The organism is Streptomyces sp. NPDC048516 (assembly GCF_043199875.1).
Taxonomy (GTDB): Bacteria; Actinomycetota; Actinomycetes; order Streptomycetales; family Streptomycetaceae; genus Streptomyces.
Window position 1 is genome coordinate 134576 of sequence record NZ_JBICWS010000004.1, and the last position, 25716, is coordinate 160291.

The following is a 25716-nucleotide window of genomic DNA, read 5'->3' on the forward strand; positions in this document are numbered from 1 at the left end:
CTGCAGCACGACGTGCTCACAGCGCCCGCGTCATGAACGTACTGTTCCGATCGGCGCGGTAGTCCGCGAACGGCGCGCACTGCCGGAACCCGAACTTCTCGTACAGCCTCCGGGCCGGCAGGAAGAACTCGGCCGCACCGGTCTCCAGACTCAGCCGTGTGAAGTGCATCCGCCGGGCCTCGGCGATGATGTGCTCCAGCAGCAGGGAGGCGATCCCGCTCCGCTGCCGCGTCGGCCGGGTACGCATCGACTTCAGCTCGGCGTGCCCCGCGTCGAGCCTTTTGATCGCGCCGCAGCCCACCAGGCTGTCACCGTCCGAGACCGACCAGAACGTGATGCCGGGCTTGCGGAGGCTGTCGAGATCGAGGGCGTGCTTGCTCTCCAACGGCGTGCGGGACCGCATCTGTTGGATGTGCTCCTGGAGGAACCGGGCGATCTCCGGGCCGGAGAGGTCGTCCATCACGATCTTCAACGTGTGCACCTTTCTTCGAGGGTTCCCGATGCCACGGGTGCCGAGCCGGCTGTCCGGCCCGCGCGGTGCTGTGAAAGGGCCGCGCCGGCCAGGATGACGACGGCGCCCACCGGCTGGTGCCAGTTCAGCGCCTCGTGCAGGACGATCACGCCCGCCAGCGTGGAGATGACGGGGACCAGATAGGTCACCATCGACGCAAGGGTGACGCCGGCGTCCCGCACCAGGCCGTACTGCATCAGGAACGCCGCTCCCGTGCCCAGCGCACCCAGGATCAGGAGGGAAAGCGTCTGTGCGGCCGGGAAGGTCGTGGGCGCCGAGGTGAGGAAGGGGGTGACCAAGGCGAGCTCTACGGCACCCGCGGTCAGTTGGGCGGCCGCCAAGGAGAGCGCGGAGTGGCCGCGGCCGGTGAGGAAACGGCGGACATAGACCCATCCCACGCCCATGCTCGAAGCTGCCCCCAGAGCCATGCCCGCGCCCGCCGGGTCGCCCACGTCGGCACCGTTCCAGATGCCGAAGACCACCAGCACTCCCGCGAAACCGAGGGCCATGCCGGCCACCTGGTTGCGATGGGGACGCTCCCCCGGCAGCGCGCTGACCGCGACCAGCAGCGTGAACAGCGGGGTGGTGGCGTTGCAGATGCCGGCGAGGGCGGAGCTGATCCGCTCCTCGGAGTAGGCGAAGAGGGTAAACGGAACGGCGTTCAGCAAGAGCCCGGCCACGGCGAGATGGAGCCACAGGAGACCCGCCCGGGGCAGCGGCTGCCGTCGGACCACCAGGACGGCAAGCAGGGCGGCCGCACCTGAGGCGACGCGTCCCCACGACACCTGGAGCGGCGCGTACACCTCACCGCTGATCTTGACGAAGAGGAAGCTCAGGCCCCAGACCAGCGCGAGGAGGCCGAAGCGCACCCGCCAGTCGAGACGGCGGCGGGAGGTGCCGGAGTGTTGCGGAGCACCGGGACCGACCCGGCGGACGGCGGCCGCAGGAGCGGCATGGGGAGCGGAGCGTGAGGCGGGGCAGGGCGAGGAGGCGGGCTCCTCGCCGGCTCTGGGTCGGGGCGAGTCCATGCAGAAAACCCTGCAATCACCGCCCGTCAACGACAAGCAATAAAATGTGATCCGCCGATGTAGGAGTCCTTCACCGTGCTCAATCTCGACCGCCTCCGCACCCTGCGAGCCCTCGCGCAGTACGGCTCCGTCAGCGCGGCCGCGGACGTCCTGTACGTGTCGGCATCCGCCGTCTCCCAGCAGATCCGCAAGCTGGAGCACGAGTGCGGGCACCGCATCGTGGTGCGCCAGGGGCGCGGCGTGGAACTGACTCCGGTGGCCCGCCTGCTGGTGGACCGTGCCGAACGCATCCTGGAGCTGGTGGACCGTACGGAGGCCGAGTTGCAGGCACACCGGGGAGATGTGGTGGGCACGCTCACGCTGGGCGCCTTCCCCACGGCGGCCCGGGGCCTGGTCCCCCACGCCTTGCGTCTGCTGGGCGAGCGTGCGCCCGACCTCGAACTGCGGGTCAGCGAGATCGACTTCGCCTCGCCTCTGGTGCAGGTGGAACGGGGCGACCTGGATGTCGGAGTGGTCCAGGACTGGGCCCACTCGCCTCTGGATTGGCCCGGCGGGGTGGCGAAGCGGCTCGTGATGACGGATACCGCCAAGGTGGCCCTGCCCGAAGAACACCCCTTGGCCCAGCGCACTGCGGTGGGCATCGGCGACCTCGTCGACGAACCATGGATCAGCCGGGCGACGCGCTCGACATGCCACGAGTGGCTGCTGCTCACCATGCGGAGCCACGGTGCGGAGCCCCGTGTCGTGCACACCGTCTCCGAGCATCCCACCCAACTCGCCCTGGTCGCGGCGGGAGTCGGCCTGGCCGTCGTACCCACGCTGGGCCTGGGGCCGCTTCCCGCCGGCATCCGGGTCATGGACGTCGAGCCGGCGCTGAGCCGCCGGGTGTACGCGACGTGGCGTACGGCCGGGGCGGTCCGGCCTTCGGTTCTTGCCGTTGTCGAAGCCCTGGCCGAGGCCGGCGGCAGGGCGGGTGCGGTGCCCTCTTCCCGCCCCGCTCCGCACCGAGACGCCACCGCCGAGGCGCCCTGACCAGGCGAGTCGCCGGTGGCCGCCAGTGCTCCGTGCTCAGGTGCGGCACCGGCTCACAGGTGTTGCAGCTTGTCCGGGTTGCGGATGATGTGGATCTCGGTGATCCGTGCGTCCACGACCTCCGCGCAGGCGACGGTGTCCGGGCGGCCCGCGACAGTGAGCAGCAGGCCCGGCCGGCCGTTGACGTTCACCGCCTGCACCCGGGGGTCGTCCATCGGCTGGGTGGCGACGGCGGCGAGGAAGCGGGCGACCTTGTCCGCGCCGCGCTGGGGGCGGACGGCGGCCTTCACCTTGCCGCCGCCGTCGCTCCACGCCGTCACATCGGGGGCGAGCAACTCCATCATCCGGTTGAGGTCGCCGCCGAGACAGGCGGCCAGGAACTCATCGGTGACCTGTCGCTGCACCTCGGCCGGTGTGTCGTAGCGCGGCCGGCGGGCCCGGACGTGGGCCCTGGCCCGGTGGCCGACCTGCCGTACGGACGCCTCACTGCGCTCCAGCATGGCGGCGATCTCCTTGAAGGAGTAGCCGAAGGCCTCCTTGAGCACGAAGACCGCTCGCTCCAGCGGCGAGAGGTGGTCGAGCACGACGAGCAGCGCGAGGGAGACCGACTCGGCCAACTCCACCTCCTCGCCGGCGTCGGGCCGGGTGACCAGCGGTTCGGGGAGCCAGGGCCCGACGTACTGCTCACGGGTGGCGGCGGCCGAGGTGAGCCGGTTGATCGCGAGGTTGGTGACCGTCCGGGCCAGATAACCGGCCGGGTTATTCACGGGGGTGGACACCTGGCTGCACCGGAGCCAGGTGTCCTGCACCAGGTCCTCGGCGTCGGCGACGCTGCCGAGCATGCGGTAGGCGATACCGAACAGCATGCGCCGGTGTTGTTCGAAGGTGGTCGCGTCGATCACGACCGTGACGCTACCGCGCAGGCGGCCGAGAAGCCCTGGCTCGTCAGGCCGAAGGCCCGGTTCATGCGCGAGCGGTAGTTCTCCAGGGCGATCATGGCGGTGAGTTCGACGAAGGCGGCCTCCCCGAGCCGTCCGGTCAGGGCGGCGGCGAGCTCGTCGGTGACGCGGGGCTCGGTCTCGGTCATGGCTTCGGCGTAGTCGAGGACGAGCAGTTCCAGCTCGGTGAAGGCGTCCTGGTTGTCGCGCCACTGCGGGACCTTGGAGACCTTGTCCACCGGGAGCCCGAGGGCACCGGCCGCCCAGTGGCCGAAGTCCAGGCACCACGAGCAGTTGATCGTGGCCGCCGCGGCCATGACCGCGAGGTGCTTGAGGCGGGGATCGAGGCTGTTCCACTTGGCGGCACCGCGCTCCTGGCGGACATAGGTGAGCAGCACCCGCGCGTTGTGGCCGACGGCCAGGCCGGGGTCGAGCACCTTGCCGTAGGCGCGCCGGGAGTACCAGGCGCCCAGGCGATTGAGCAAGGTAGGGGGCGGAGTGAGCGAGATGCGGGCCATGTCAGGTTCTCCATCGTGTCGCACCCGTGACTCGACGAGCGTCGGTCGAGTGGGGTTCCCAGGACTTCTGGAGGTGTGACAGGGCGGCCCGCCGGAGTGTGACATCCGGCGTCAGTCGTCCACGACACCCGCCACGCCCGCCACGCCCGCCACGAGAGGCCGGCCGCGATCTCCACGACGACGGGCCGGCCCGAGCGGGGCCTTTGGGGCGGAGGCAGGAGCCCCCTACGGCAGGACGGAGCGCACCGACTCCGGCGAGCGGCCCACCACTGCCGTTCCTTCGTCGGCCGTGATGATCGGACGCCGAATCAACGGGGGGTGGGCGGCCAGTGCCTCGATCCACCGGGTGCGGTCCGCCGCTTCGCGCGACCACGCCGCGAGGCCCAGTTCGGCTGCGGCCGGTTCACCGAGGCGCGGTCGTGGCCTGGCTGCCGAAGTCGGCGCACCGTGCGCTGGTCGCGGGTCCGTGCGGGCTGGTCTACCTGACCGTCCACCGGCGGCGCCCGGGTCTGAGCATCGGCGGCCGTACCACCGGGGAGGCAGGGAAAGGCGGGGAGGCCGAGGAAGGCGGGAAGGGCGGGAAGGGCGGGGAAGCACGGCGCTCGGGAACGGGCCTGTCACGCGTGCGGGCACCTGAGGGCGGAAGCGGGAGCACGTTTCTGCAGCTGGTGCGGCGAAGCACTGCCGACCACTCCTGAGCCTTGAGCGCCACGGAGAAGATCACGAAGCGCGCGGACAGCCGGCCGGCTCACCTCGCCCCGCGGCAACGCCTCAGATGCCGGAACCGCCCGTCAGCATGTCCCTGGCTCCAGCGGCCGGAGACGGACCGATCGCCGGGTCGTCCGCGATCGCCACCAGTGCCCGCAGCCCGACGACAAGACCGGAACGCACATGGCCGGGCAGCCTGCCCACCAGTGCGGCGATCTCCCGGTGCCGATGGTCGAGCACGGTCCGCACCAGCTCACCGCCGGGCCCGGTGAGCCGCAGAACGACCTCTCGGCGGTTGTCCGGGTTGACCTTGCGGTCAACGAGACCGGCGGCTTCCAGCCGCTCCACCATGCGCAAAGCCGTCGACGGGTTCACCCCCAGCGTGGTGGCCAGCTCGACGAGCTTGACCGGCCCGCACCCGTCCAAAACCACCAAGGCGCGCAGTTGCGGCAGCGTCAGCGCGCTGCTGGCCTCGGCAAGCGCGCGGGCCGACAGCGCAACCACGAGTCGTGAAGCCGCCATCACGGCGGCGGTCACCTCGGCGGTCTCCTCGGCGAGACCACCCTCGTCGCGGGCGGCCTCGCCGGGGTCATCCTCGTCGCGGGCGCCCTCGCCCGCCGACGGCGGCAACCGGCTGTCCGTGACATCGCGGCCCATCTGCCTGCCCACCTGGTCACTGCCCTTCTGTCCTGCTGCCTGCTGCCTGCTGCCTGCTGCCTGCTGCCTGCTGCCTGCTGTCTGCTGTCTGCTGTCTGCTGTCTGCTGTCCATCATCCGGCCATGATTTTTCATTGCACACTGCAATGTTAGTCTGGAGGCATCAACCGGGTCCTCGTGCGGACGCGACAGCGCCCGGGCGGCCGCCCCGTCGGCCTCCCACGACGGGGCCCGGGGAGGCCCCGGCCCCCAACGGGACTCCTGCCGTCCCGGACTTCCCTTTTCCGTTCGCTCCAGGGCAAAGGCGCCCGCCCTTCCACCGTGCAGCCATGCCGGGCCGTCGGTACCGCTTTCCGCGGATGCCGACGGCCCTCCTCGTGCGCCCGGCAGCGGTGGCCTGCCCGCTTCCCGCCGCAACACCACACGAAACGGAGGTACGTCGTGCCCACGGCCGATACCGCCCGGAAACCGAAGAAACCGAAGAAATCGAAGAAGCCGACGGAGGCGACGACGGCGACAAACGCAGAGCCCTCACCCTCCGGCTCCCACACCGGCGGGAAGATCGCGCACCTGGGGGACTTCCATGTCCTGCCGCGGGTAGCGGTCATCGCGGCGCTGGCCGCCCCGGTCGGCGCGGTTGCCGCACTGGTCGCCGTGGGACTGCTCAAGCTGATCGCGCTGTTCACCAACCTCTGCTTCCACGGCCGTCTCGCCTTCGGCCAGACCACTCCGGGCAGTACCACGCACTGGTGGCTGATCCTGCTCATGCCGGTGCTCGGGGGCCTGGTCATCGGGCTGATGGCCCGGTTCGGCTCCGAGAAGATCCGCGGCCACGGCATGCCGGAGGCCATCGAGTCGATCCTGGTCGGCGGCAGCAAGGTGCAGCCCCGTCTCGCCGTCCTCAAGCCGGTGTCGTCCGCAATATCCATCGGCACCGGCGGGCCGTTCGGCGCCGAAGGGCCGATCATCATGACCGGCGGCGCGGTCGGCTCGATCCTCGCCCAGTTCCTGCGCGTCACCACCGACGAACGCAAGACGCTGCTGGTGGCGGGGTCCGCCGCGGGAATGGCGGCCACCTTCAACGCGCCGCTCGCCGCGATCCTGCTCGCCGTCGAGCTCCTGCTCTTCGAATGGCGGCCCCGCTCCTACCTCCCCGTCGCGGTCGGCGCGGTCACCGCCACCATCGTGCGCGGGCCGATCCTGGGCACCGCTCCGCTCTTCGGCGGCGCCCACGTCCCCGCCCAGCTGCCCTCCTCCACTTACGCGTTGTGCATCGTCGCGGGAATCGGCGCGGGGCTGCTCGCCCTCCTGGCCACCTGGCTCGTCTACTTCTCCGAGGACCTGTTCGCCAGGGTGCCGCTGCACTGGATGTGGTGGCCCGCCCTCGGCGGCGCCGTCATCGGCATCGGTGGTCTGGTGGAACCGCGCGCGCTGGGTGTCGGGTACGACGTCATCGACCAGCTCCTCACCGGCCGCGCCACCATCGGGCTCATCCTCGGCATCCTCGTCGTGAAGACCCTCATCTGGGGCCTCTCCCTCGGCTCCGGCACCTCCGGCGGCGTACTCGCCCCCATGTTCATGATCGGCGGCGCGCTGGGAGCCGCCGAAGGGCTTGTCTTCCCTTCCGTCAGCCCGGGCTTCTGGGCCCTGGTGTCCCTGGCGGGCGTCCTCGGCGGAGTGATGCGCTCCCCCCTCACCGGCATCGTCTTCTGCCTGGAACTGACCCATGAGATGAACGCCCTCATCCCCATGGTCATCACCGCGTCCTCGGCCTACCTGCTCTCGGTCATCATCCTCAAGCGGTCCGTCCTCACCGAGAAGATCGCCCGCCGTGGCCTGCACCTCACCCGCGAGTACTCCGTCGACCCCCTCGAAGTCCATCTCGTCCGCCAACTCGAAACCCCCGCCACCACCACGTTCCGCACGGAGCACAGTGCCGGCGGCGCCACCGCGCTGCTCCGCGAGGCCCTGCACAGCGGCGACGCCGACGGCCTGCTCGCCCAGCGCCTCTACCCGGTGCTCGACGACAGCGGGCACCTGGCCGGTGTCGTCACCCGCACCGACCTCCTGCACGGCGCCCCGGACGACCCCCGCCCGCTGAGCGACCTCGCCCGCCCCGCGATCACCGCCCACCCGGACGAAACGCTGCGGACCATCGCCAACCGCATGGCCGGCCACCACGTGACCCGTGTCGTCGTCGTCCCACGCGACCGACCGGGGCACGTCGAGGGGATCCTCAGCCTGCGCCACCTGCTGGAGGCCCGCCGGGTCGACCTGCACGAGGAACAGCACGCCGAGCGTGTTCTCATCCCCTTCCGCCGGGTGCCCCGGCAGCCGGAGTTGGCCCTTTCCGCCGCCGGCACCACCGGCGCAGGCGGGGACGGCTCCGACCGCTGATCCCCCGCACCGCGCACCGCGCCGACCGCCGACCGCCGACCGCCGACCGCCGACCGCCGACCGCCGGATAACGGATGACGGTACGGCGCGGCGCGGTCGGCGTGCGGCGGTCGGCGTGCGGCGTGCGGCGTGCGGCGTGCGGCGTGCGGCGTGCGGCGTGCGGCGTGCGGCGCCCCCAACGCAGGCCCCTACTGCAACGGTTGTTAGTGAGGCGTTAACGGTGCGCTAGCGATCTCCGCGAGAGTCAGGTGTGTCCAAGGGCGTTGGTTGAGGCCGCTGAGGTCTGCAGCTCTATGCCCCGCCCACCGAACGGGGGAACACCATGCAGAAGACGATGCCGGACAACGACGGCCGCGCCGGGAAGGCCGCGAAGACGGAACAGGGGCGGGGGCAGGGGCGGGAACGGGGGTTGCGGCGGGGGCCGCAATGCGGCGCGGCGCACGCGGCTGTCTGCTCCCTTTCGGCGTTAACCCTCGCGTAGTTCACTGCGGAGTGCCGGGCCCCCACGGCCCCTCCCACGGCTTCGGCGATCAAGCCCGCACCCCTCCCCCGAACATTCTCCTCAGCCGAGAATCCCCCTCAGCTGAGAATCCCCCCTGGAAAACCCTCCTCCGTTGAGAATTTCCTTTCCGGGTCGAAGCGGAACCTCGACATCCGCCTCCCCGTCTTCCCGGGCGCCCCACTCCTCCGGGCGCCCCCACATCAGAACTTCGAACGAATGCGATGGGTACCGTTATGCGTGACATCAGCCGCCGGGGCATATTTGGACTCGGGGTCGGCGCGGCGGCCGCGCTCTCCGTTGCCGGCTGCTCACCCTCCGGGTCGTCGGCTTCCGACACGGTCGGATCCAAGCCCGGAAAGACGACGAAGAGCAAGCCGATCGGCGACGGCTCCACCGCGTACACCGGAAAGCAGCCGAACCAGCCGCCCGCACCGGAGAAGCTGGCACCGGGCCAGAAGCCGCCGCAGTTCGTGGTCTTCTCCTGGGATGGCGCGGGAGAGGTGGGCAACGGCCTCTTCCCCCGGTTCCGCAAGCTCGCCAAGGACCACAACGCCTCGATGACCTTCTTCCTCTCCGGGCTGTATTTGCTGCCCGAATCGAAGAAGCGCCTGTACCGCCCGCCGAACAACCCCGTCGGCGCCTCCGACATCGATTACCTCACCGATGAGCACATCAAGGCGACACTGAAGAACGTGCGCGCGGCGTGGCTGGAGGGCCATGAGATAGGCACCCATTTCAACGGCCACTTCTGCGGAGGCAGCGGGTCGGTCGCCCACTGGACCCCCGCCCAGTGGGACTCCGAGATCGAGCAGGCCATGGACTTCGTCACCAAGTGGCGGACGAACACCGGCTTCACCGACGTCGAACCGCTGCCGTTCGACTACAGCAAGGAACTCGTCGGCGCCCGTACGCCGTGCCTGCTCGGCCAGGACAACCTGCTGCCCACGGCGCGCAAGCGCGGCTGGCGCTACGACGCCAGCTCCCCCGGCGGCCTCCAGGTCTGGCCCACCAAGAAGCAGGGCATCTGGGACTTCCCGCTCCAGTCCATACCGTTCCCCGGGCACTCCGAGACCCTGTCGATGGACTTCAACCTGATGTACAACCAGTCCAAGAACTCCACCAAGGGCCCGCCGGCCAACTACCCGCGCTGGCGCAAGGAGGCCACCGACGCCTACATATCCGGCTTCCAGCGGGCCTACGACACGAACCGAGCCCCCCTGTTCGTCGGCAACCACTTCGAGCAGTGGAACGGCGGCATCTACATGGACGCCGTAGAGGAAGCGGTCAAGCACATCGCCGGCGGCAAGCACAAGGACGTCCGGCTGGTCTCCTTCCGCCAGCTCTGCGACTGGCTCGACGCCCAGGACCCCAAGGTCCTCGCCAACCTGCGCGGGCTCGGCGTCGGGCAGAAGTTCACCGGACGCGGCTGACGGTCCCGGGAGGGGCGACGGCGCCCCGCGTGAGCATGCCACCTGAGATCCGGCCGGTTCCGCGGCTTTCGGTCCGCCGGCCGGGGCCTCGCCGTAGCGTTCCCTCGTGATCACATTTCCCCGTGCCGCGACAGCCGCACTGCTAGCCCTTTCCCTTTCCCTGCCGGTCGCGGCATCCGGTACGGCGTTCGCCGCGCCCGCGCCGGCGTCCGCACCGATATCCGCCGCGAGCGCACCGGCCGTCCACCTCGAACTCCCCCGCCCCACCGGGCCCCATGCGGTGGGGCGCAGCGTCGTGCACCTCGTCGACAAGAGCCGTCGTGATCCCTGGGTTCCCCGTTCGGGGGCACGGGAGCTGATGCTCTCCCTGTATTACCCGGCGCACCGTGGCAGTGGACGCCCCGCCGCGTATATGACCACGGACGAGGCCCGGCTGCTGCTGGCCGCCCAGCACCTGGAGAACAAGGTGCCGGCCCAGGCGGTCAGCGCCACCCGCACCTCCGCGCGTACCGGTGCGCGGCCCGTGGGCGGCAGGCATCCGCTGGTGGTGCTCTCACCCGGCTTCGGGCTGCCGCGCACCACCCTCACCCTGCTCGCCGAGGAGCTGGCCGGCCGCGGGTATGTCGTCGCCACGGTCGACCACGCCTACGAGGCCGTCGGCAGCGCCTTTCCCGGCGGCCGCACGCTCACCTGCGTCGCCTGCGAAACGGTCAAGCCGGGCCGGGAGGGCATCGTCACCGAGAACCGGGCCCGGGACCTGTCGTTCGTGATCGACCGGCTGACCGGGCGTCACCCGGCGTGGAAGTACGCGCGCATGATCGACCCGAAGCGCATCGGCATGGCCGGGCACTCCATCGGCGGGGACAGCACGGCGTCCACCATGGCCTCCGACCGCCGGATCCGGGCGGGCGTGAACATGGACGGGATGTTCCACGGCTCCCTCCCCGCCTCCGGGCTCCAGGGCAGGCCCTTCCTGTTGCTGGGCAATGCCGGTCACCGGCCTGGCCAGGACGCGACCTGGGACGAGGGATGGTCCCGGCTGGACGGATGGAAGCGCTGGCTGACCTTCTCCGGCACCAACCACCTCAGCTTTCTCGACCTGTCCGTCCTCGCCGCCCAGCTCGGCGTGCACGATCCTTCCGCGCCGCTGCCGGGACCGCGCGCCGCGCAGCTCACACGGAGCTACGTCGGCGCCTTCTTCGACCGCCACCTGCGCGGCATCCGGGAGCCGCTGCTCGACGGCCCCACGGCGGCCAACCCGGAGGTCCGGTTCGAACCGGCGCCTGCCGGCGATTCCGACCGGCCGGCGTCCTGATCGTCCGGCCTCGGTCAGCGCCTACGTGCCGGCGCGAAGGGGATCCCCGTGGCCATGCCGCGACGGCCGACCATGAGGGATTCGCCGAGGAAGCTCACCCCGATGGAGAGCTGGAGGGGGCGTGCGCTCTCGTGCATGCCCATCTTCACGGCCAGGACACCGAATCCGGCCGTGACCGCCAGGGTGCCGATCACGGCGAGGAAGGTGCGGCCGGTGTACCGCTGCCACAGGAACCCCCCCTTGTCGACGAGCTGAACGGTGGCGCCACGGAGCGCGCCGAGTGCCGCACCGAAGACAGCGCCCGTGATGACCCAGGTGAGGTCGGTGCCGGTGAGATCCGCCCTCTTGATGAGGGTGAGGACGCCGATGCCGGTCAGGACCGCCGGGGCCACGAAGAGTTCCCTTGCGTTGACCGGTTCACCGATCATCCGCTTGATCACGACTGCGATCACCACCGCCGTGATGATCGCCGCGAGCAGCCAGGGGTTCACGCAGATACCGTCCTCTTTTTAATAGCATGGTTGAGCTAAAAAGATGTTAGCCCGATCGTGCTATAAAGACCAGCGTGCCAAAGATCGTCGATCCCGTCGCCCGCCGCAGGGCGGTGGCGCAGGCCGTCCTGTCCGTCGCCGCCCGGCATGGGCTGGAGCATGCGTCACTGCGCAACGTCGCCGAGGAAGCCGGACTCGCCATCGGCTCGGTCCGCCACTACTTCGCCGATCACGACGAGTTGATGACCTTCACGATGAGGGAGCTGGGCCGGCGCATCGGTGACCGCATCCGCACCCACGCCGACCGGCTTCTGGCTCCCGACGGCCGCACCGACCGCCGGGCCGCGACAGAAGAGCTCCTGGCCGAGCTGCTCCCCCTCGACGAGGCCCGCCGCCAGGAGTCCGCACTCTGGCTCGCCTTCAGCGCCGCCGCGCACACCCGTCCCGAACTGCGTCCCTGCGCCGCCGAAATGCAGGACAACCTGCACACACTGATGTCGCGCGTCCTGCACGAAGCCCGGTGCGCCGGCGGGCTGCCGGACGGCCTGGACGTCGAACTGGAGAGCACGCGGCTGGCCGCACTCCTCGACGGGCTCAATCTGCAGGCCACGATGCTGCCGGGCCGCTATCCGCCGAAGCTGCTCCGGCAGGTGCTGCGACGACACCTGGACGCCCTCAGGGCCGGCGGCTGACCTCCGGCCACACCGGCGGCCACCGGTCCGGCGCGCACTGCCGCCGCACCCCGGCCTCAGCGCGCGTCTCAGCGCGCGTCTCAGCGCGCGATGCCTTCGGAAGCCAGCAGCTCCGCGTCCCGGTTCCTGAGCATGCCGTGCATCACCCAGTCGTCGTCGGAAACCAACGCTGCCTGGGTGCTTTTCGAAGGGAAGCGCTGGCCGCCGGCCCCACGGTGCGCCTCCCAACACAGCCAGAGACGCTGACCTTTCAGGGAGTCGGGGAGGTCGCGATCCGTGACATCGATGAGGAAGTGCGCGATCCGGGATGACGGAGTGAGCATCCGCAGGCACTGCTCCTTGCCGGCGTCCTGCCGCCAGAGGCCGGGCCCCAGGAACCTTGCCCGGACGGCCTTGTCGGCATGGCCCAGCCGGGAGAAGGAACGCAGGCCATAGCGCTCTGCTACGACAGCCACGGAGAGGCCCCACCCGAGGATCCAGGCGCTCAGCGGCCGGCCCGGGCGGCCGGGCGGGCAACCCGGCGCAGGTTACTCGTCGCGCAGATACGCCAGTACCGCAAGCACCCGGCGGTTGCCGTCGTCGGGGGACAGCCCCAGCTTGGCGAAGATGTTGCCGATGTGTTTGGCCACCGCGCCGTCGCTGATGTGCAGTGCTTCCCGCACCATGGCGTTGGAGTAGCCCTGGGCCATCAGGCCGAGCACCTCCTGTTCGCGCGCGGACAGCAGCTGGGACCGGTGGCGCCGGTCGCGCTCCATCAGCAGGTGCTGGACCACCTGGGGGTCGATCACCATGGCCCCCGCGGCGACCCGTTCGACGGCCTGGGCGAATTCGCCGAGTTCGCCGATCCGGTCCTTGAGCAGGTAACCGAGACCGGCGCGGCTCTGGCGATGGGGCGCTGCGCCGGGGGTGAACAGCTCGTTGGCGTAAGCGTTCGCCACGTACTGGGAGAGAACCAGGACCGGCAGGTCCGGGTCGTGCCGGCGCAGCTGCACCGTGGCGCGCAGCCCGTCGTCACCGTGCCCCGGGGGCATCCGTACGTCCGTGATGACGATGTCCGGGGAACGCTCCCGCACCGCCGTGAGCAGGGAGTCGGCGTCGCCGACCGCACTGACCACCCGGTGGCCGAACCTGTGCAGCAGCTCGACGATCCCTTCGCGGACGAGGGCCGAGTCCTCGGCTAAGACGATACGGAGTGACGGTGCCGGCACGGAATCTCCAGGCTGAGGGCGGTGGGACCACCGCAGGGGCTGGACAGCGTCAGTCTTCCATCGACCACCGCGACCCGGTCGGCCAAGCCCTGGAGCCCGCCGCCGTCACGGAGTTCGGCGCCGCCGGTGCCGTCGTCGGTGACCGTGACGGACAGCCGGCCCGCGGCCAGCCGGACGTGCACCGTGGCGGTGGCGGCCCCGCTGTGCTTGACGACATTGGTCAGTGCCTCGCTGATGAAGAAGTAGGCGGTGGCCTCGATCTGCGCGGGCAGCCGCCCGGCCAGCTCCACATCGACGTCGACGGGCACCCGGCAGCGGACCGCGACCTCGGACACCGCCGCGGCGATGCCGTGGTCGGTGAGGACCTGCGGATGGATGCCGCGGATCAGGTCGCGCAGTTCGTCCAGCGCCTGCTTCGCGTCGCGCCGGGCCCGGGAGACCAGCTCGCCGCCCTTGCCGGCCGCCGGATCCGCGGTGCCGAGTTCCAGCTCGGCCAGGCCCAGCGTCATGACCAGTGCCACGAGGTGCTGCTGTGCTCCGTCGTGCAGATCGCGCTCGATGCGGCGCCGCTCCGCCTCGAAGGCGTCGGCCATCCGGGCCCGCGAGCGGGTCAGCTCCATGACGCGGTCGGCCTGTCCGCCCTCCTTGGGGGCCAGCATCAGCCGGGCGAACCAGGACTGCGCGGCCGCCGCCACACCCAGGACGTACGCGGCCACCGGCAGCCCGGCGATCCCGATGCCGGTGAGCACCAGCGCCTCGGGCTGCGCCGACGTGACCGCCACCTGGACCGGGGCGACGACCAGCGCGACCAGCAGGCCCGTCCCGGCCAGCAGGGCCAGGTTCACGAAGGAGAGCAGCACCGTGAAGACCATGGCGTAGCTGAACTCCCGCCAGGTCGCGGGCTCGCGCAGCCGGGTGGTCAGCCACGGCCACAGCCCCGGCCGGGCGACGGCCTCGTGCGGACTGGCCGGCCGGTCCGTGTGCGGCCCTTCCAGCAGCCGCAGCCGGCGCCGCTCCAGCGCGGCCAGCGGGATGCCGAGGAGCACCGAGCCCGCCAGCAACACCAGCCCGATGCCCAGCACCGACAGCAGCAGCCCGCACACCAGAACGCCGCCCAGCACGACCAGCGAGGCAAGCCCGACGAGGGCGGAGGAGGCGAGGTAGCCGAGCGCACGCCAAGGCGCCGCGGAGGTAAGGAAGTTGACCGGGCTCCGGGCCATGGCCCGCCAGGTGGGAGAGGCGCTCACCCCGCCCACGGTAAGGCCCGCCGCGGGCCTGCCCGGCGGGCCCGTACGACTGCGGGAGGGAGCGGGCGCCGCCTCACCCCACGCCCGTCGGCGCCGGATCCCGCGTGCCGGGCGCCTTGGCGTTCCCGGCCGGGCCCGCCGAGGAGCGCAGTTGGAGAAGGGTGGGCACGAGGGCGGCCGACAGGGCGACCAGCAGGCAGCCGGCCAGTACCGCCCCCATCTCCTGCCAGGGCACGGGGAATGCGGCCGCTTCGCCGGACTCGGACAGCGCCCGGCTGGTGCCGAGCATCGTCACCCCGCCCGCGAGCAGGCCCAGTGTCCCGCCGACGGCCACCACGGTCAGCGTCTCCCACCCGACGGTGCGCAGCACCTGCCCGCGGGTCGCGCCGAGTCTGCGCAGCAGCGTGATGCCCTCGGCGCGCTCCCCGGCCGCCATGACCAGGGTGTTGGCGATGGCGATGCCGGTGTAGAGCAGCGACATGCCGAGCAGCACCAGGACCAGGATGCGGCCCTCCTCGTGCGTGGCGAAGGCGCGTTGCGCCAGCCAGTCCTCCCGGTCGTGCGCGGCCGCGCCGTAGGCGTGCGCGATCTTTCCGGCGGCGGCCGTCACGGCGGTCCGGTCCGCGCCCGGCGCCAGCGACAGGTAGGCGGCGCTCGCCATCGTGCCGGGCGCGTGCCGGGCCAGCGCGTCCCGTGGCAACAACACCGCGGGCAGGCCCGCCGACGAGCCGGTCACCGCGGCGACCTTCACCCGTACCTTCGTGGCGTCGGCGAGGTAGATCTCGACGTCGTCGCCCGCCTTCCAGCCCAGTTGTCCGGCGACCAGTTTCGTCACCGCCACGGCGTCGCCCCGCAGGGCGCCCAGCGACCCCCTGGCCACGTCCAGCCGGAGGGCGCCGGACAGCCGCGCCGGGTCCACCGCGCCGATGCCGCTCGACATCACATAGCGGGAGCCGACGAGGAAGCCGCTGGTCTCGGCGACCGGCGAGACGGTCCGTACGCCGGGGACCGAGGACAGTTCGCGCAGCGCGGTGGCGGGCAGGCCGGTGCCCGTACCGCCGTCGGGGGCGGCCACCACCACATCGGCCCTCAGGTGCGCGCGGTCGTCGGCGACGGTGGTCGCCGCACTCGCCCGGGTGATGCCGATGAGGGAGCCGGCGACGGCCACCGTGACCAGGATGGGGGCGGCGGCCGAGGCGGTGGTGCGGACCGCGGCGCGGGCGTTGTCACCGGCCAGCGCGCCGGTGACGCGGGTGAGCGCGGCCGGCAGGAAGGCCGCCGGCCGCACCAGCGGCGGGACGAGCAGCGGGGCGAAGGCCACCATCGCCACGACCAGGATCTCGGTCAGCACCAGCGAGATCACCACGGCGCCGTCGCCGCCCGCCTGCGGCAGCATGATCAGCAGCAGCACGGCGAGGGCCAGGAACAGCGACCCGGTGATCCATCGGCCCGTCGTCATCACCCGGGTCTCCACCACCGCGTCGCGCAAGGTCTCGGCCGGGCGGACCTTGGCGGCCCGGCGCGAGGCGGCGAACACCCCGAGCAGCGCCACGCCGAGCCCGACGAGGAAGCTGATCAACAGGACCGCGGGGGACACCGGGACATCGAAGTCCTCGGGCGCCATGCCGAAGGAGGAGAGCACCGCGGCGAGCAGCCGCCCGCCGAAGATCCCGAGGCCGCAGCCCGCGGCCGAGGCGACGACGCCCAGCAGCGCCGACTCCGCCATGATCATGCGACGCACCTGGCGCGGGGTGGCCCCCACGGTGCGCAGCAGGGCCAGTTCCCTGCGGCGCCGGGCGATCGCGAAGGCGAAGGTGCCCGACACCACGAAGACCGCGACAAAGCCGGCGATCACCGCCATCACGGCGAGCAGGGTGGCGACGTCCCCGAGCGCCGCGGCGCGCGAGGCGGCGGCCGGGTGGCCGCCCTTGGCCGCGCCGGCAGCGGCCGTGAGGGACGCGTCCGGCAGCGCCGCGTGGATCCGGGCGGCGAGGGCCGTGGCGGAGGTGCCGGGCGCGGCGAGGACGGCCACCGCGTCGGCCCGGTCCGGGTCGGCCGACAGCCGCTGTGCGGTGTCGTCGGCGAAGAAGACGGTGGCCTCGCCGGACACCCCGTCCGTGCCGGGCGGCGCCGCGATACCGGCGACGGTCATCCGCTGCCGGCCTCGCGGGGTCACCACGGCGATCTTGTCGCCCACGCCGGCCCCGGCGCGTTCGGCCAGTCCGGCGGCGAGCACCACCTCCTCGTCGCCGGCGGGCGGGCGGCCCCTGGTGAGGAGGAAGGGCGTGAGCGGCGCGCTCGACCAGCCGTGGCCGACCGGACGGTCCGACGAGACAGACGGGCCGGAGGAGTCGGACGAGCCGGAAGAGTCGGACGAGTCGGATGGGCCGGACGGGTCGGATGAGCCGGACGGGTCGACGGTGCGGCCGGTCACCACCCGTGCGGGCAGCGAACGGTCGATGACCACCCGCCGCACACCGGGCACCGCACGGACCGCGTCGGCGATCCGCCGTACGTCGCCCAGGCGGTGCGGGGAGGTGGCGGTCCGGCGCTCGTCGTACGCGCCGTCCCCGCTGCCGAAGCCGACGGTGAACGACTGACCGGCCCGCACCACCACGGCCGCGGCGTCGTAGCGCCCGGGACCGCCGGGCTTCGGCGTGCCCCGGGTGGCGTCGAGGACCTGCCCGGTAGCGGCGATCAGCGCGACGCCGAGCGAGAGCGCGAGGAAGGTGCCGGCGAACAGCGCCCACCGGGCGCGCAGGGTCGACAGAGCGAGGGACATCATCGGTCAGCCGCCCAGCCCTGCCAGGTGCTCGCTCACCGCGGCCACCGTCGGGCCCGCCAGTTCGCCGTGCACCGCCCCGTCGGACAGGAAGAGCACCCGGTCCGCCCAGGAGGCGGCGACCGGGTCGTGGGTGACCATGACCACCGTCTGCCCGGCGTGGTCCACCACGTTCCGCAGCAGGCCCAGCACCTCACGGCTGCTGTGGGTGTCCAGGGCGCCGGTCGGCTCGTCGGCGAACACCACCTCGGGCCGGCTGATCAGCGCGCGGGCGATGGCCACCCGCTGCTGCTGGCCACCGGACAGCTCCGCGGGCCGGTGGCCGCCCCGGTCGCCCAGCCCCACCTGCCGGAGGGCGGCGTCCACCCGCGCGCGTCCCGGGTGCTGCCCGGCCAGCCGCATCGGCAGCGCCACGTTCTTGCGCGCGTTCAGCGACGGCATGAGGTTGAAGGACTGGAAGACGAAGCCGATCCGCTCCCGGCGCAGCTTGGTCAGCTCGGTCTCGGTCAGCGCACTGATGTCGGTGCGGCCGATGAACACCCGCCCCGAGGTGGGGCGGTCCAGGCCCGCCGCGCACTGGAGCAGGGTGCTCTTGCCCGAGCCCGAGGGCCCCATCACCGCGGTGAACGACCCACGGGCGAAGGCGCAGTCCACACCGCGCAAAGCGGGCACCCGGCGCTCGCCGCGGCCGTACAGCCTGGCCACCGCACTGAGCGTCACGGCCTGCTCGACGCCGACTCCGGTGACGGACATTCTTCCCCCTGGACGCTTGACCCCGTGACCCCATGCCCCCGTGCACGGTCGCGTCCACGGCGTGCCTCCAGCCAAGCGGGGCGGGGCCGTACCGCGCACGGGCGCCACATCCCGTCTTCCGGGTGGAGAAAACTCCACCCGGTGGGCGGGCGGTCAGCCGGGCGGCAGGGCGACCAGCTGGTCGCGCAATTACCCCTGCCCCTCCAACACCCTCTTGAGAGCGGCCATTTCGTTGTCGATGAGGGCACTCTGCTCATCGAAGTAGGTGTCACTGAAGCCCGGCGGCTGGAAGAACGTGATGAGGAATTCACTGCCCTCACCGTTGGGCACGACACGGGCCGGAACGGTCCAGGACGCCTCGCGGTCGAGGTAGTCGTGATCGAGCAGCCCCTCCTCCGCGTTGCCACGGATGCGCAGGCGGGCCGCGCCGCGCGGGGTGTCCATCAGCCACCACTCGGGATCGGCGGTCGGCTCGATGGCCTGGATGTTGACGACGGCCCACCGGGGCCAGTTGGCGGGGTCGGCGAGGAACGCGAAGACCTCGGCGGGTGGACGGGCGATGGAAACGGTCTTGGTGACCGAGCGGGCGGTGTGGAGTTCCGTACTCATTTCTCTGCCTTTCCAGGAGGCGCCGGCCGGGGGCCGGATGTGCCGCCGGCGTCGACGAGCTCGCGGATCCAGCTCTGCAGCCGGTCCCGCTGGGCGGCGTCCAGTGCGCCGAAGAAGTGCGCCTCGTTGCGGTCGGCGATCTCCACCAGCCGGGGCACCAGGTCCTGACCGGCGGGGGTGAGGACCAGGCGCAGGCTCCGGCGGGAGGCCGGATCGGGTTCGCGGGCCATCAGGCCCTTGGCGACGAGGCGGTCCACCAGGCGGGAGACCGCTCCCGCGTCGATGTTGATGTAGCGAGCCGCTTCCCGCGTGGTCGAGGCGTCACCGCGATGGACGGTGACGAGCACTGTCCATTGCGCCACGGTGACGTCGTGGCCGGCGAGCTCCCGCTCGAAGCGCCCGTGCACTTCGTCGGACAGCCGTCGCAGCCAATAGCCGAGATGGTCACGGAGACCGTTGGTTGAGGTCACCACCCCAGATTAAATGTCGCGACATCTGTTGTCAAGACATCAATCGTTGGGCACTTCGATTCGCTCTGCACTTCGACTCGCTTCAATTCACGCCGACTCGCTTCAATTCACGTCGACTCGCTTCGATTCACGTCGACTCACGTCGACACCTCCCCCGGGCCCGGGGCTCCCCCTCCCCCTCCCCCTCCCCCTCCCCCTCCCCCTTCCGGGCTCACCCCTGCCGCCGTTTTGCGGCCCGCGTCCAGCGACCCATCACAGGATTCGTCGCCACATGTCCGGAGCGCCGAGGAACACCACGGGCCACCGGCGAGGCATCTGCACCGAAGCGTCACACGACCTTCGCTTCGCCCTCGGGGGGTGCCGTTAGCGTTACAGCCCGCTCGATCCCGCGTGCGAACTTGATCAGGTCGCCGGCGTCCTTGGCGGCGCAGTCAGCACAGAAAGATCGCAGATGGACTACTGCTCGTCATGCCGCCGGAGTCTCAACGGGGCACTCGTCTGCCCGGGATGCGGAGATTACGCTCCGGACATCGCCCCGCCCAGCCAGCGCCGGCAGCGCGCGAAGGCCGCCGGCGCGGCGTGGGAGGCATGGCGTGCGGAGGAAGCTGCCGGCCTCGGCGCCCCTCAGCGCACCCGGCAGCACGGCACTCAGCCGTCCGCAGCGACGCCGTCCGCTGCCGGCGTCTCCACTGCCACGCCGTTCGATGCCGCGCCGTTCGACAGCGATACCCCCGACGGCGGCGCCTTGGGCAGCAGCACCCTGGGCCGCAGTGTCCTGGGCAGCAGCGCCCTGGGCAGCAGCCCCCTGGGCCGCGGCGCCTTCGACGACGATGAGGTGCGGGCGGATGCCGCCGAGGGCGATGCGTCCGACGGTGCCGGAATGGCCGCTGCCACCGGCCAGGGCCGCGCGGCCCGTCGTCGGCAGCTGGCGCGCTGGAAGAAGCACAGGCGCCGGGCCGCGGCCGCCACGGCCTTTGCCCTTGTCGGCGGTGGCCTGACCGCCGCACTGCTGCAGAACAAGCCGTCCACCGGCCATGCGCAGGCGTCCTCGGCGCCGGAGCCCGGGAGCGTGGGCACGCCCCGTACGGAAGCGGCCGCCTCGTCGTCGGAGCAGCCGGACACCGAGGCTTCCCGGCACCCCGCTACACACCCGCACCATGCGGCCGACCGGCAGCAGAGCACCCCCGCCGCCGCGCCGACCGCGGCCACGACGGTCCGGCAGCAGCACTCCGCCGCCCCGGCGCACTCCCCCGCCTCCCCGAGCACGGCGCCGCACACCTCGACGCACACCGCGTCCGGGGCCTCCTCCACCGGCCACTCCGGTGCCGCGGCACCGACGACGACCGCCGCCCCCGCTCCCACCGGACACTCGGCCGGCACCGGCACCTCACCGACGCACACGGCGCCCCCCACGTCGACCACGCCGAGCGACCCGACCACCCCGTCCACCGATCCGACATCCCCGGCGCATGTATGTCTGCTGGGACTCGTCTGCGTCAACTGACGGTCAACTGACGGTCCGCCGCGGGCAGTGCGCGCCGGTGTCCGCACGCACCACGGCATCGGCCCGGCTCTCCTCAACGCGGGGTCGTGCGCCAGTACTGCCGCTTGTTCTCGTCGCGCACGATGACGCCGGCCTTTGCCAGCTCCTCGCGCAGCTCGCGGGCGTCCTCGGTGGCGGCAGACTTGCCCAGTAGCTGTGCGCGGGCCGTCAGCAGCGCGTCGGCTCCCTCCGGCAGGCCCGGCGCCCGGGGGACCCAGAGCCGGAACTCGTCTCGGTGCGGATCGCGGTCGGACCAGCGGTAGCCGTGCGCGGCGAAGGCATCGGCAAGCCGCTGCGCGTCGAGGTCGCAGGCCTCTCTGGCGATCTCCTGGCCGTCGCGGCCGAGCAGCACCAGTTGATTGCCGTCCCGGAGCGCCGTGCTGATCTCGTGGTGGGCGAACTCCCGTGAGACGCCCTTACGGATGAGGACCACACGACTCCCGGCGAGGGTGACGGAGAGCCGGTCGTGCTGAGCGAGGTATCCGGCGGCCAGCCCCAGGCCCGCGCCCACGGCCACCACTCCGACGGTCCGCCACGGTTCGGGGATCGAGGTCAGGAGCCTGGCCGGCCCCTGCAGCGGCGCCCAGGGCAGTGTCACGAACCACTGCGCGAGCAGCTTGATCAGCCAGCCGATCCCGGCGCCGGCTGCCGCGAAGACGGCACAGACGAGTGCGACCGCCCAGGCGGGTTCCGCCAGGACCGTGGTCTTGCCGGCTCGCGGCCGCTCCCGGTCGGTCCCTGCCTGCTCCTTGTTCTTCATGTTCACGATCCCCCGGTCCGGTCGGTCGGCCGGCAGCGGTTGCGCCGGCAGGTCTTCGTGCATGACGGCACCGATTTCCGCTCCGGCTCGGTGCCGCCGGCGGGAGGGAGGAGCCGCCCACCGGCGGAGGAGTACGGACCAGAGGTATCGGAGGAGCCAAGACCCCAGCATAATGATAAACCGAGCGCTCGATCTATTATTCACGGAACAGGGCAACGGCCGGCGCCGATCCAGCGATCCCCGATCCGTGACCCGGCGCCTCGGCGACCCGGAGACCCGGCGCCCCGCCAGCAGGAGGAGAAGCATGAGAAAGATCGACCCGGCCAAACACCGGGCACGGCGGCAGCACATCCTGGGCGCCGCCACGGAGCTGTTCGCCACCAAGGGGTTCGAGCGCACCACGACCGCGGAGATCTGCCGGGCCGCGGGCACAAGTGCGGGCAACCTGTTCCACTACTTCCCCAACAAGCGCGCGATCTTCCTCGCCGTCTTCGAGAGCGACGGGGACGACAAGGCCGAACGCTTTGCGCAGGCGCTGGCTGCCGATGACCCGTGGGGCGCCCTGCTGGAGATCGTGGACCTCCTCGCCGCACCGGCCACGAACCCCCTGACGCCCCCGCTGGTCATGGAAGCCATGGTCCAGGCATACCGGGACCCCGAACTCGAGGCGCTGCTCAGCCGCGACAACGCCGATGAGCACGCGGCAATCGCGGGACTGCTCACCAAGGCCGCCGCGGCCGGTCAGATCGATCCCGAACTGGCCCCGGACAGCGCCGCGTCGTGGGTCCTGGCCCTGATCTCCTCGCTCTACACGAGCGCAGCCACCGACCCGGCCTTCGAACCGGCCGGCCAACTCCCCACGCTCCGGCTCATTCTGCGCCGCTTCCTCCGCGCCGAGTAAGACGGTTGCAGGCGGTGAGGTAGCGAGGCGAGGCGAGGCAGGGAGTGAACGAGGCAGGGAGTGAACGAGGCAGGGAGTGAACGAGGCAGGGCCGGGTGCGACCGCGTGGCTGTGCGGCACGAAGGGGCACCCGGCCTCGGCAACTCCCGCTATCCGCGGGCGTGCTGGTCCGTCCGCTTTCGTGACCGGCGGTGGGGGGTGCGGGGGTGCTCCGGTGGCTGCGGGGCGGCGGCGTCTGGGGTGCCGGGTGGGGTGGTGAGGTGGCCGGCCGATGGCGGGCGGGTGCGGGACTTGAGGACGTGGGCGCCGATCGCGAGGGTGACGCCCAGGAGCAGGACGTAGAACACGCCGATCTTGCGGAGGTCGTCGAGGAAGAACCAGACGGCGGTCAGGGCGGTGAACCAGAAGGCCACGAGCGCGAATCCGCCCGCGCCGTCGTCCTTGTAGCCTGCCGTCAGGCACAGTGCGGCGACGAGGGCCAGGACCAGGGCGACGATGACGTAGCGGGTTTCCCAGCCGATGGTGCCGCGGGAGAGTTCGGACCATGCGGCCACGGCTTCCGCCACCGGGCCCCAGGACACCGCGCAGGCGAGCCGTGCCGACCACAGCAGGAGCACCGCTCCGGCGACGGCGGCGAGCAGCGCGACCCGGTTGAACTGGCCGACCTCGATCATGTCGGTCCGGGAGATCACCAGGGAGAGGAAGCAGCCGAGCAGGGCGACCCCGCCTTCGGCCGTCGGCCGGAAGACCACGCCGGCCGGTCTGCGGCGGGTGAGCTGTGGTGGGGACGCCTCCGGTCCGCTGCCGGAGGGGATGGGGGAGGCGTCGGAGAGTGCGGCGGAGCGTGCGGCGGAGGCTGCGGCCGCCGCCGGGGCGGGTTCCCCGGGGGCGTGGCCGGGCGCGACGTGGCCGGGTGCGGCCTGTCCCAGTGGAGCGTGGCCGGGGGCGGCCGGGTCGAATGCGGTGGGGGTGCGGACGGGGTTGTGGGCGGAGTTGTGGGCGGGGTTGTGGGCTGATGGGGACGGTGTGGTGGGCCGGGCGGCTTCGGCGAGTGAGTCGTGCATCGTGGATGCGCTCGCGAAGCGGTCCTCCCGGCCCTTGTGCAGCGCGCGGACGATCACCGCGTCCACGGCGGGCGGCAGTTCGGGGCGGAGCCGGGAGGGCGGCACCGGCTCCGCGGACAGATGCTGGTGCATCACGGAGAACGGGGAATCCCCGGTGTACGGGGGACGGCCCGTCAGCAGCTCGTAGAGCAGGCAGCCCACGGCGTAGAGGTCCGTACGGTGGTCGGTCTCAGCGCCGTTGATCTGCTCAGGGGCCAGATACGCGGGGGTGCCGACCGCCACGCCCGTGCCGGTCAGCCGGGTGGCCGCCTCGCTCAGCGCCTTGGCGATGCCGAAGTCGACGACCTTGGCCTTGCCCGAGCCGTTGAGCATGACGTTCGCGGGCTTGATGTCCCGGTGCACGATGGCGTGCCGGTGGCTGTGCTCCAGGGCGTCCAGCACCTGGCCGGTGATGTCGACGGCCTGTGCCACCGGCAGCGCGCCGTCCTTGAGGACCTGGCTGAGGGTTCTGCCCTCCACGTACTCCATGACCAGGTAGGGCTCGGCGGCACCGCCGCTCGCGTCCTCCCCCACGTCATGAACGGTGGCCACTCCCGGGTGGTTGAGCGCGGCGGCGGCGTGCGCCTCGCGCTGGAACCGGGTGCGGAATTCGGGCTGCAGCGCCAGCTCGGCGGAGAGGGTCTTCACGGCGACGGTACGGCGCAACCGGTGGTCGACAGCGCGGTAGACCGTTCCCATCCCGCCGTGTCCGAGCTGCTCCACCAGCTCGTACCGCTGCCCCAACATCCTGTGCTCCACCGGGTTCCTCCAGGGACCGTCTACGCCGACACGTACGCGGGAAGACGTACAGGAGTGCGAGCGGGTTCCTCGGTCCGTATGGCAGGCGCGGCCCGGCGAGGTTCCTCCGTGTGCGGCAGGCGCGGCGCGGCCGGGCGGTCCGGCAGGGCTACCGCTCGTCCCAGGTGACGGGGAGCCGGTGCACCCCGTAGATGTCCATCCGGTGCCGCAGGGGGACTTCCTCCGGCGGGACGGCCAGCCGCAGCGTCGGGAAGCGGGTGACGAGCGCGGGGAGGGCGACCCGCATCTCGACGCGGGCCAGTTGCTGTCCCAGGCACTGGTGGATGCCGTGGCCGAAGGACAGATGCCCGGTGGCCTTGCGGTGCAGATCGAGGGTGTCGGGGTCGGGGAACCGTTCCGGGTCTCGGTTGGCGGCCTGGATCGAGAGGGTGACCGTCTCGCCCGCCTTGATCAGTTGGCCCTCCAGCTCGACGTCCTCCAGCGCCGACCGCGCTCCGGTGTGGGCGATGGTCAGGTAGCGCAACAGCTCCTCGACCGCCTGGTCTGCGAGGCCCGGATCGGACCGCAGGGCGGCGAGCTGATGCGGGTGGGACAGCAGCGCGAAGGTGCCGTGCGCGAGCATGTTGGCGGTGGTGTCGAGGCCGGCGGCGAGCAGGAAGCTCCCGATGCCGGCGAGTTCTTCATCGGTCAGGTCGGTGGTCGTGAGGTCGCTGAGCAGGTCGTCGGTGGGTTCGGCACGCTTGCCCGACACCAGCCCGGCCAGGATGTCCTGGAGCGCGGCCATGGCGGTGGCCGCCTCGTCCATGGTGGCGCTCTGGGTCATCAACGTCTCCGCATGACGCTGGAAGACCTCGCGCCCCTCGTAGGGGACGCCGAGGAGTTCACAGATCATCAGTGCGGGGATGGGCTTTGCGTACGCCTCGACCAGGTCCGCCGTCGGCCCTTGGCGCTCCATGGCGTCCAGGTGCTCGGTGACGATCTCCTCGACGCGGGAGGTGAGTTGGCGCATCCGGCGGACGGTGAACTTGCCCATGAGCAGCCGTCGGTAGCGGGTGTGCTCGGGAGCGTCGAGCCCGGTGAGGTCACCGACCGGTGCCGGGGGCAGTTCGCCGGTGAAGCCGCCCTCGAACGGGTAGTGCATCAGCTCGAAGCGTGAGCTGAAGCGGGGGTCGGCGTGTATCGCACGGACCGCGGAGTAGCCGGTGGCCAGCCAGCCCACGTGCCCGTCGGGGTAGCGCATCCGGGTGAGCGGACGTTCCGTGCGCAGTGCCGCCAGTTCGCCGGGTGGATCGAAGGGGCAGCCCGCGGGACGGCCGGTCGGCAGCGTCACGGGCTCGGGGTGTTCGGGGTGCAGGGGCATAGC

Annotated in this window: 23 protein-coding genes and 1 pseudogene; 7 read left to right on the forward strand and 17 right to left on the reverse strand. The window is 71.7% G+C overall.

Going from position 1 to position 25716, the window contains the following annotated elements; genetic code table 11:
- Positions 1 to 16: 16 nt before the first annotated feature.
- Positions 17 to 472: a GNAT family N-acetyltransferase gene (locus ACGFR7_RS10170; protein ID WP_393315716.1), complete on the reverse strand. Its 456-nt coding sequence runs from the start codon at positions 470 to 472 to the stop codon at positions 17 to 19.
- A complete protein-coding gene (locus ACGFR7_RS10175) occupies positions 469 to 1539 on the reverse strand; it encodes a DMT family transporter (RefSeq protein WP_393315718.1) in 1071 nt (356 codons plus the stop codon). The genes ACGFR7_RS10170 and ACGFR7_RS10175 overlap by 4 nt, the downstream gene beginning before the upstream one ends.
- Positions 1540 to 1614: 75 nt before the next feature.
- Between ACGFR7_RS10175 and ACGFR7_RS10180 the strand changes: the two genes are divergently transcribed.
- On the forward strand, positions 1615 to 2571 hold the full coding sequence (locus tag ACGFR7_RS10180) for a LysR family transcriptional regulator (RefSeq protein ID WP_393315720.1): 957 nt from the start codon (positions 1615 to 1617) through the stop codon (positions 2569 to 2571).
- Between the two features lie 53 nt (positions 2572 to 2624).
- Here the strand turns inward: ACGFR7_RS10180 and ACGFR7_RS10185 are convergent, their stop codons facing one another.
- The 4 genes and pseudogenes from ACGFR7_RS10185 to ACGFR7_RS10200 form a co-directional block, all read right to left on the reverse strand.
- Positions 2625 to 3473, reverse strand: a complete 849-nt coding sequence (locus ACGFR7_RS10185; RefSeq protein ID WP_393315723.1) for an RNA polymerase sigma-70 factor — start codon at positions 3471 to 3473, stop codon at positions 2625 to 2627.
- Positions 3470 to 4027 (reverse strand): carboxymuconolactone decarboxylase family protein, encoded by a 558-nt coding sequence (locus ACGFR7_RS10190; protein WP_393315726.1) that lies wholly within the window; start codon positions 4025 to 4027, stop codon positions 3470 to 3472. Before ACGFR7_RS10190 ends, ACGFR7_RS10185 begins: the two co-directional genes overlap by 4 nt.
- A 225-nt stretch (positions 4028 to 4252) precedes the next feature.
- Positions 4253 to 4441, reverse strand: a pseudogene (locus ACGFR7_RS10195) (ArsC/Spx/MgsR family protein); the annotation flags it as partial.
- Positions 4442 to 4798: 357 nt separating this feature from the next.
- Positions 4799 to 5392 carry a MarR family winged helix-turn-helix transcriptional regulator gene (locus tag ACGFR7_RS10200; RefSeq protein ID WP_393315728.1) on the reverse strand — a complete coding sequence of 198 codons (594 nt, stop codon included), beginning with the start codon at positions 5390 to 5392 and terminating at the stop codon, positions 4799 to 4801.
- Between the two features lie 440 nt (positions 5393 to 5832).
- On the opposite strand from ACGFR7_RS10200, the gene ACGFR7_RS10205 reads away from it, so the two are divergent.
- From ACGFR7_RS10205 to ACGFR7_RS10215, 3 genes are all read left to right on the forward strand, one after another.
- A complete protein-coding gene (locus ACGFR7_RS10205; protein WP_393315731.1) occupies positions 5833 to 7788 on the forward strand; it encodes a chloride channel protein in 1956 nt (651 codons plus the stop codon).
- A 735-nt stretch (positions 7789 to 8523) separates the two neighbouring features.
- Positions 8524 to 9720 (forward strand): hypothetical protein, encoded by a 1197-nt coding sequence (locus ACGFR7_RS10210; RefSeq protein ID WP_393315734.1) that lies wholly within the window; start codon positions 8524 to 8526, stop codon positions 9718 to 9720.
- 106 nt (positions 9721 to 9826) lie between these two features.
- Positions 9827 to 11035: an alpha/beta hydrolase family protein gene (locus tag ACGFR7_RS10215; protein WP_393315737.1), complete on the forward strand. Its 1209-nt coding sequence runs from the start codon at positions 9827 to 9829 to the stop codon at positions 11033 to 11035.
- 14 nt (positions 11036 to 11049) lie between these two features.
- Here the strand turns inward: ACGFR7_RS10215 and ACGFR7_RS10220 are convergent, their stop codons facing one another.
- Positions 11050 to 11526, reverse strand: a complete 477-nt coding sequence (locus ACGFR7_RS10220) for a DUF1453 domain-containing protein (protein ID WP_393315740.1) — start codon at positions 11524 to 11526, stop codon at positions 11050 to 11052.
- A gap of 74 nt (positions 11527 to 11600) precedes the next feature.
- Here ACGFR7_RS10220 and ACGFR7_RS10225 point away from each other — a divergent pair, with 74 nt between their 5' ends.
- Positions 11601 to 12218: a TetR/AcrR family transcriptional regulator gene (locus tag ACGFR7_RS10225; protein ID WP_393315743.1), complete on the forward strand. Its 618-nt coding sequence runs from the start codon at positions 11601 to 11603 to the stop codon at positions 12216 to 12218.
- Positions 12219 to 12298: 80 nt separating this feature from the next.
- On the opposite strand, the gene ACGFR7_RS10230 is transcribed toward ACGFR7_RS10225, so the two are convergent.
- The 7 genes from ACGFR7_RS10230 to ACGFR7_RS10260 form a co-directional block, all read right to left on the reverse strand.
- Complete coding sequence (locus ACGFR7_RS10230; RefSeq protein ID WP_393315746.1) at positions 12299 to 12673, reverse strand: hypothetical protein; 375 nt, start codon at positions 12671 to 12673, stop codon at positions 12299 to 12301.
- Positions 12674 to 12745: 72 nt separating this feature from the next.
- Positions 12746 to 13426: a response regulator gene (locus tag ACGFR7_RS10235; protein WP_393315748.1), complete on the reverse strand. Its 681-nt coding sequence runs from the start codon at positions 13424 to 13426 to the stop codon at positions 12746 to 12748.
- Positions 13396 to 14646: a sensor histidine kinase gene (locus ACGFR7_RS10240; RefSeq protein WP_393316524.1), complete on the reverse strand. Its 1251-nt coding sequence runs from the start codon at positions 14644 to 14646 to the stop codon at positions 13396 to 13398. The genes ACGFR7_RS10235 and ACGFR7_RS10240 overlap by 31 nt, the downstream gene beginning before the upstream one ends.
- Positions 14647 to 14746: 100 nt before the next feature.
- Complete coding sequence (locus ACGFR7_RS10245) at positions 14747 to 17458, reverse strand: ABC transporter permease (RefSeq protein ID WP_393315751.1); 2712 nt, start codon at positions 17456 to 17458, stop codon at positions 14747 to 14749.
- Positions 17459 to 17461: 3 nt separating this feature from the next.
- Complete coding sequence (locus tag ACGFR7_RS10250; protein ID WP_393315754.1) at positions 17462 to 18208, reverse strand: ABC transporter ATP-binding protein; 747 nt, start codon at positions 18206 to 18208, stop codon at positions 17462 to 17464.
- Between the two features lie 189 nt (positions 18209 to 18397).
- Positions 18398 to 18817: an SRPBCC family protein gene (locus ACGFR7_RS10255; protein WP_393315757.1), complete on the reverse strand. Its 420-nt coding sequence runs from the start codon at positions 18815 to 18817 to the stop codon at positions 18398 to 18400.
- Positions 18814 to 19287: a MarR family winged helix-turn-helix transcriptional regulator gene (locus tag ACGFR7_RS10260; protein WP_393315760.1), complete on the reverse strand. Its 474-nt coding sequence runs from the start codon at positions 19285 to 19287 to the stop codon at positions 18814 to 18816. The genes ACGFR7_RS10255 and ACGFR7_RS10260 overlap by 4 nt, the downstream gene beginning before the upstream one ends.
- A 451-nt stretch (positions 19288 to 19738) precedes the next feature.
- Here ACGFR7_RS10260 and ACGFR7_RS10265 point away from each other — a divergent pair, with 451 nt between their 5' ends.
- Entirely contained in the window at positions 19739 to 20791 is a 1053-nt protein-coding gene (locus ACGFR7_RS10265) for a hypothetical protein (protein WP_393315763.1), read from the forward strand.
- Between the two features lie 73 nt (positions 20792 to 20864).
- Here the strand turns inward: ACGFR7_RS10265 and ACGFR7_RS10270 are convergent, their stop codons facing one another.
- The gene (locus ACGFR7_RS10270; RefSeq protein ID WP_393315766.1) at positions 20865 to 21653 is read right to left on the reverse strand and encodes a hypothetical protein; all 789 of its coding nucleotides are present in this window, start codon (positions 21651 to 21653) and stop codon (positions 20865 to 20867) included.
- Between the two features lie 241 nt (positions 21654 to 21894).
- Here ACGFR7_RS10270 and ACGFR7_RS10275 point away from each other — a divergent pair, with 241 nt between their 5' ends.
- Complete coding sequence (locus tag ACGFR7_RS10275) at positions 21895 to 22491, forward strand: TetR/AcrR family transcriptional regulator (protein WP_393315769.1); 597 nt, start codon at positions 21895 to 21897, stop codon at positions 22489 to 22491.
- A 149-nt stretch (positions 22492 to 22640) separates the two neighbouring features.
- On the opposite strand, the gene ACGFR7_RS10280 is transcribed toward ACGFR7_RS10275, so the two are convergent.
- Both ACGFR7_RS10280 and ACGFR7_RS10285 read right to left on the reverse strand, forming a co-directional pair.
- Positions 22641 to 24341: a protein kinase gene (locus ACGFR7_RS10280; protein WP_393315772.1), complete on the reverse strand. Its 1701-nt coding sequence runs from the start codon at positions 24339 to 24341 to the stop codon at positions 22641 to 22643.
- 160 nt (positions 24342 to 24501) lie between these two features.
- Positions 24502 to 25713: a cytochrome P450 gene (locus tag ACGFR7_RS10285; protein ID WP_393315775.1), complete on the reverse strand. Its 1212-nt coding sequence runs from the start codon at positions 25711 to 25713 to the stop codon at positions 24502 to 24504.
- Between the last annotated feature and the right edge of the window lie 3 nt (positions 25714 to 25716).

Bases quoted from the DNA above. Each gene is read 5' to 3' on its own strand.
- ACGFR7_RS10190 (WP_393315726.1), bottom strand. From the start codon at position 4,027: ATGGCCCGCATCTCGCTCACTCCGCCCCCTACCTTGCTCAATCGCCTG.
- ACGFR7_RS10270 (WP_393315766.1), bottom strand. From the start codon at position 21,653: ATGCACGAAGACCTGCCGGCGCAACCGCTGCCGGCCGACCGACCGGAC.
- ACGFR7_RS10245 (WP_393315751.1), bottom strand. From the start codon at position 17,458: ATGATGTCCCTCGCTCTGTCGACCCTGCGCGCCCGGTGGGCGCTGTTC.
- ACGFR7_RS10255 (WP_393315757.1), bottom strand. From the start codon at position 18,817: ATGAGTACGGAACTCCACACCGCCCGCTCGGTCACCAAGACCGTTTCC.
- ACGFR7_RS10285 (WP_393315775.1), bottom strand. From the start codon at position 25,713: ATGCCCCTGCACCCCGAACACCCCGAGCCCGTGACGCTGCCGACCGGC.
- ACGFR7_RS10280 (WP_393315772.1), bottom strand. From the start codon at position 24,341: ATGTTGGGGCAGCGGTACGAGCTGGTGGAGCAGCTCGGACACGGCGGG.
- ACGFR7_RS10265 (WP_393315763.1), top strand. From the start codon at position 19,739: ATGGACTACTGCTCGTCATGCCGCCGGAGTCTCAACGGGGCACTCGTC.
- ACGFR7_RS10175 (WP_393315718.1), bottom strand. From the start codon at position 1,539: ATGGACTCGCCCCGACCCAGAGCCGGCGAGGAGCCCGCCTCCTCGCCC.
- ACGFR7_RS10275 (WP_393315769.1), top strand. From the start codon at position 21,895: ATGAGAAAGATCGACCCGGCCAAACACCGGGCACGGCGGCAGCACATC.
- ACGFR7_RS10250 (WP_393315754.1), bottom strand. From the start codon at position 18,208: ATGTCCGTCACCGGAGTCGGCGTCGAGCAGGCCGTGACGCTCAGTGCG.
- ACGFR7_RS10200 (WP_393315728.1), bottom strand. From the start codon at position 5,392: ATGGGCCGCGATGTCACGGACAGCCGGTTGCCGCCGTCGGCGGGCGAG.
- ACGFR7_RS10210 (WP_393315734.1), top strand. From the start codon at position 8,524: ATGCGTGACATCAGCCGCCGGGGCATATTTGGACTCGGGGTCGGCGCG.
- ACGFR7_RS10240 (WP_393316524.1), bottom strand. From the start codon at position 14,646: ATGGCCCGGAGCCCGGTCAACTTCCTTACCTCCGCGGCGCCTTGGCGT.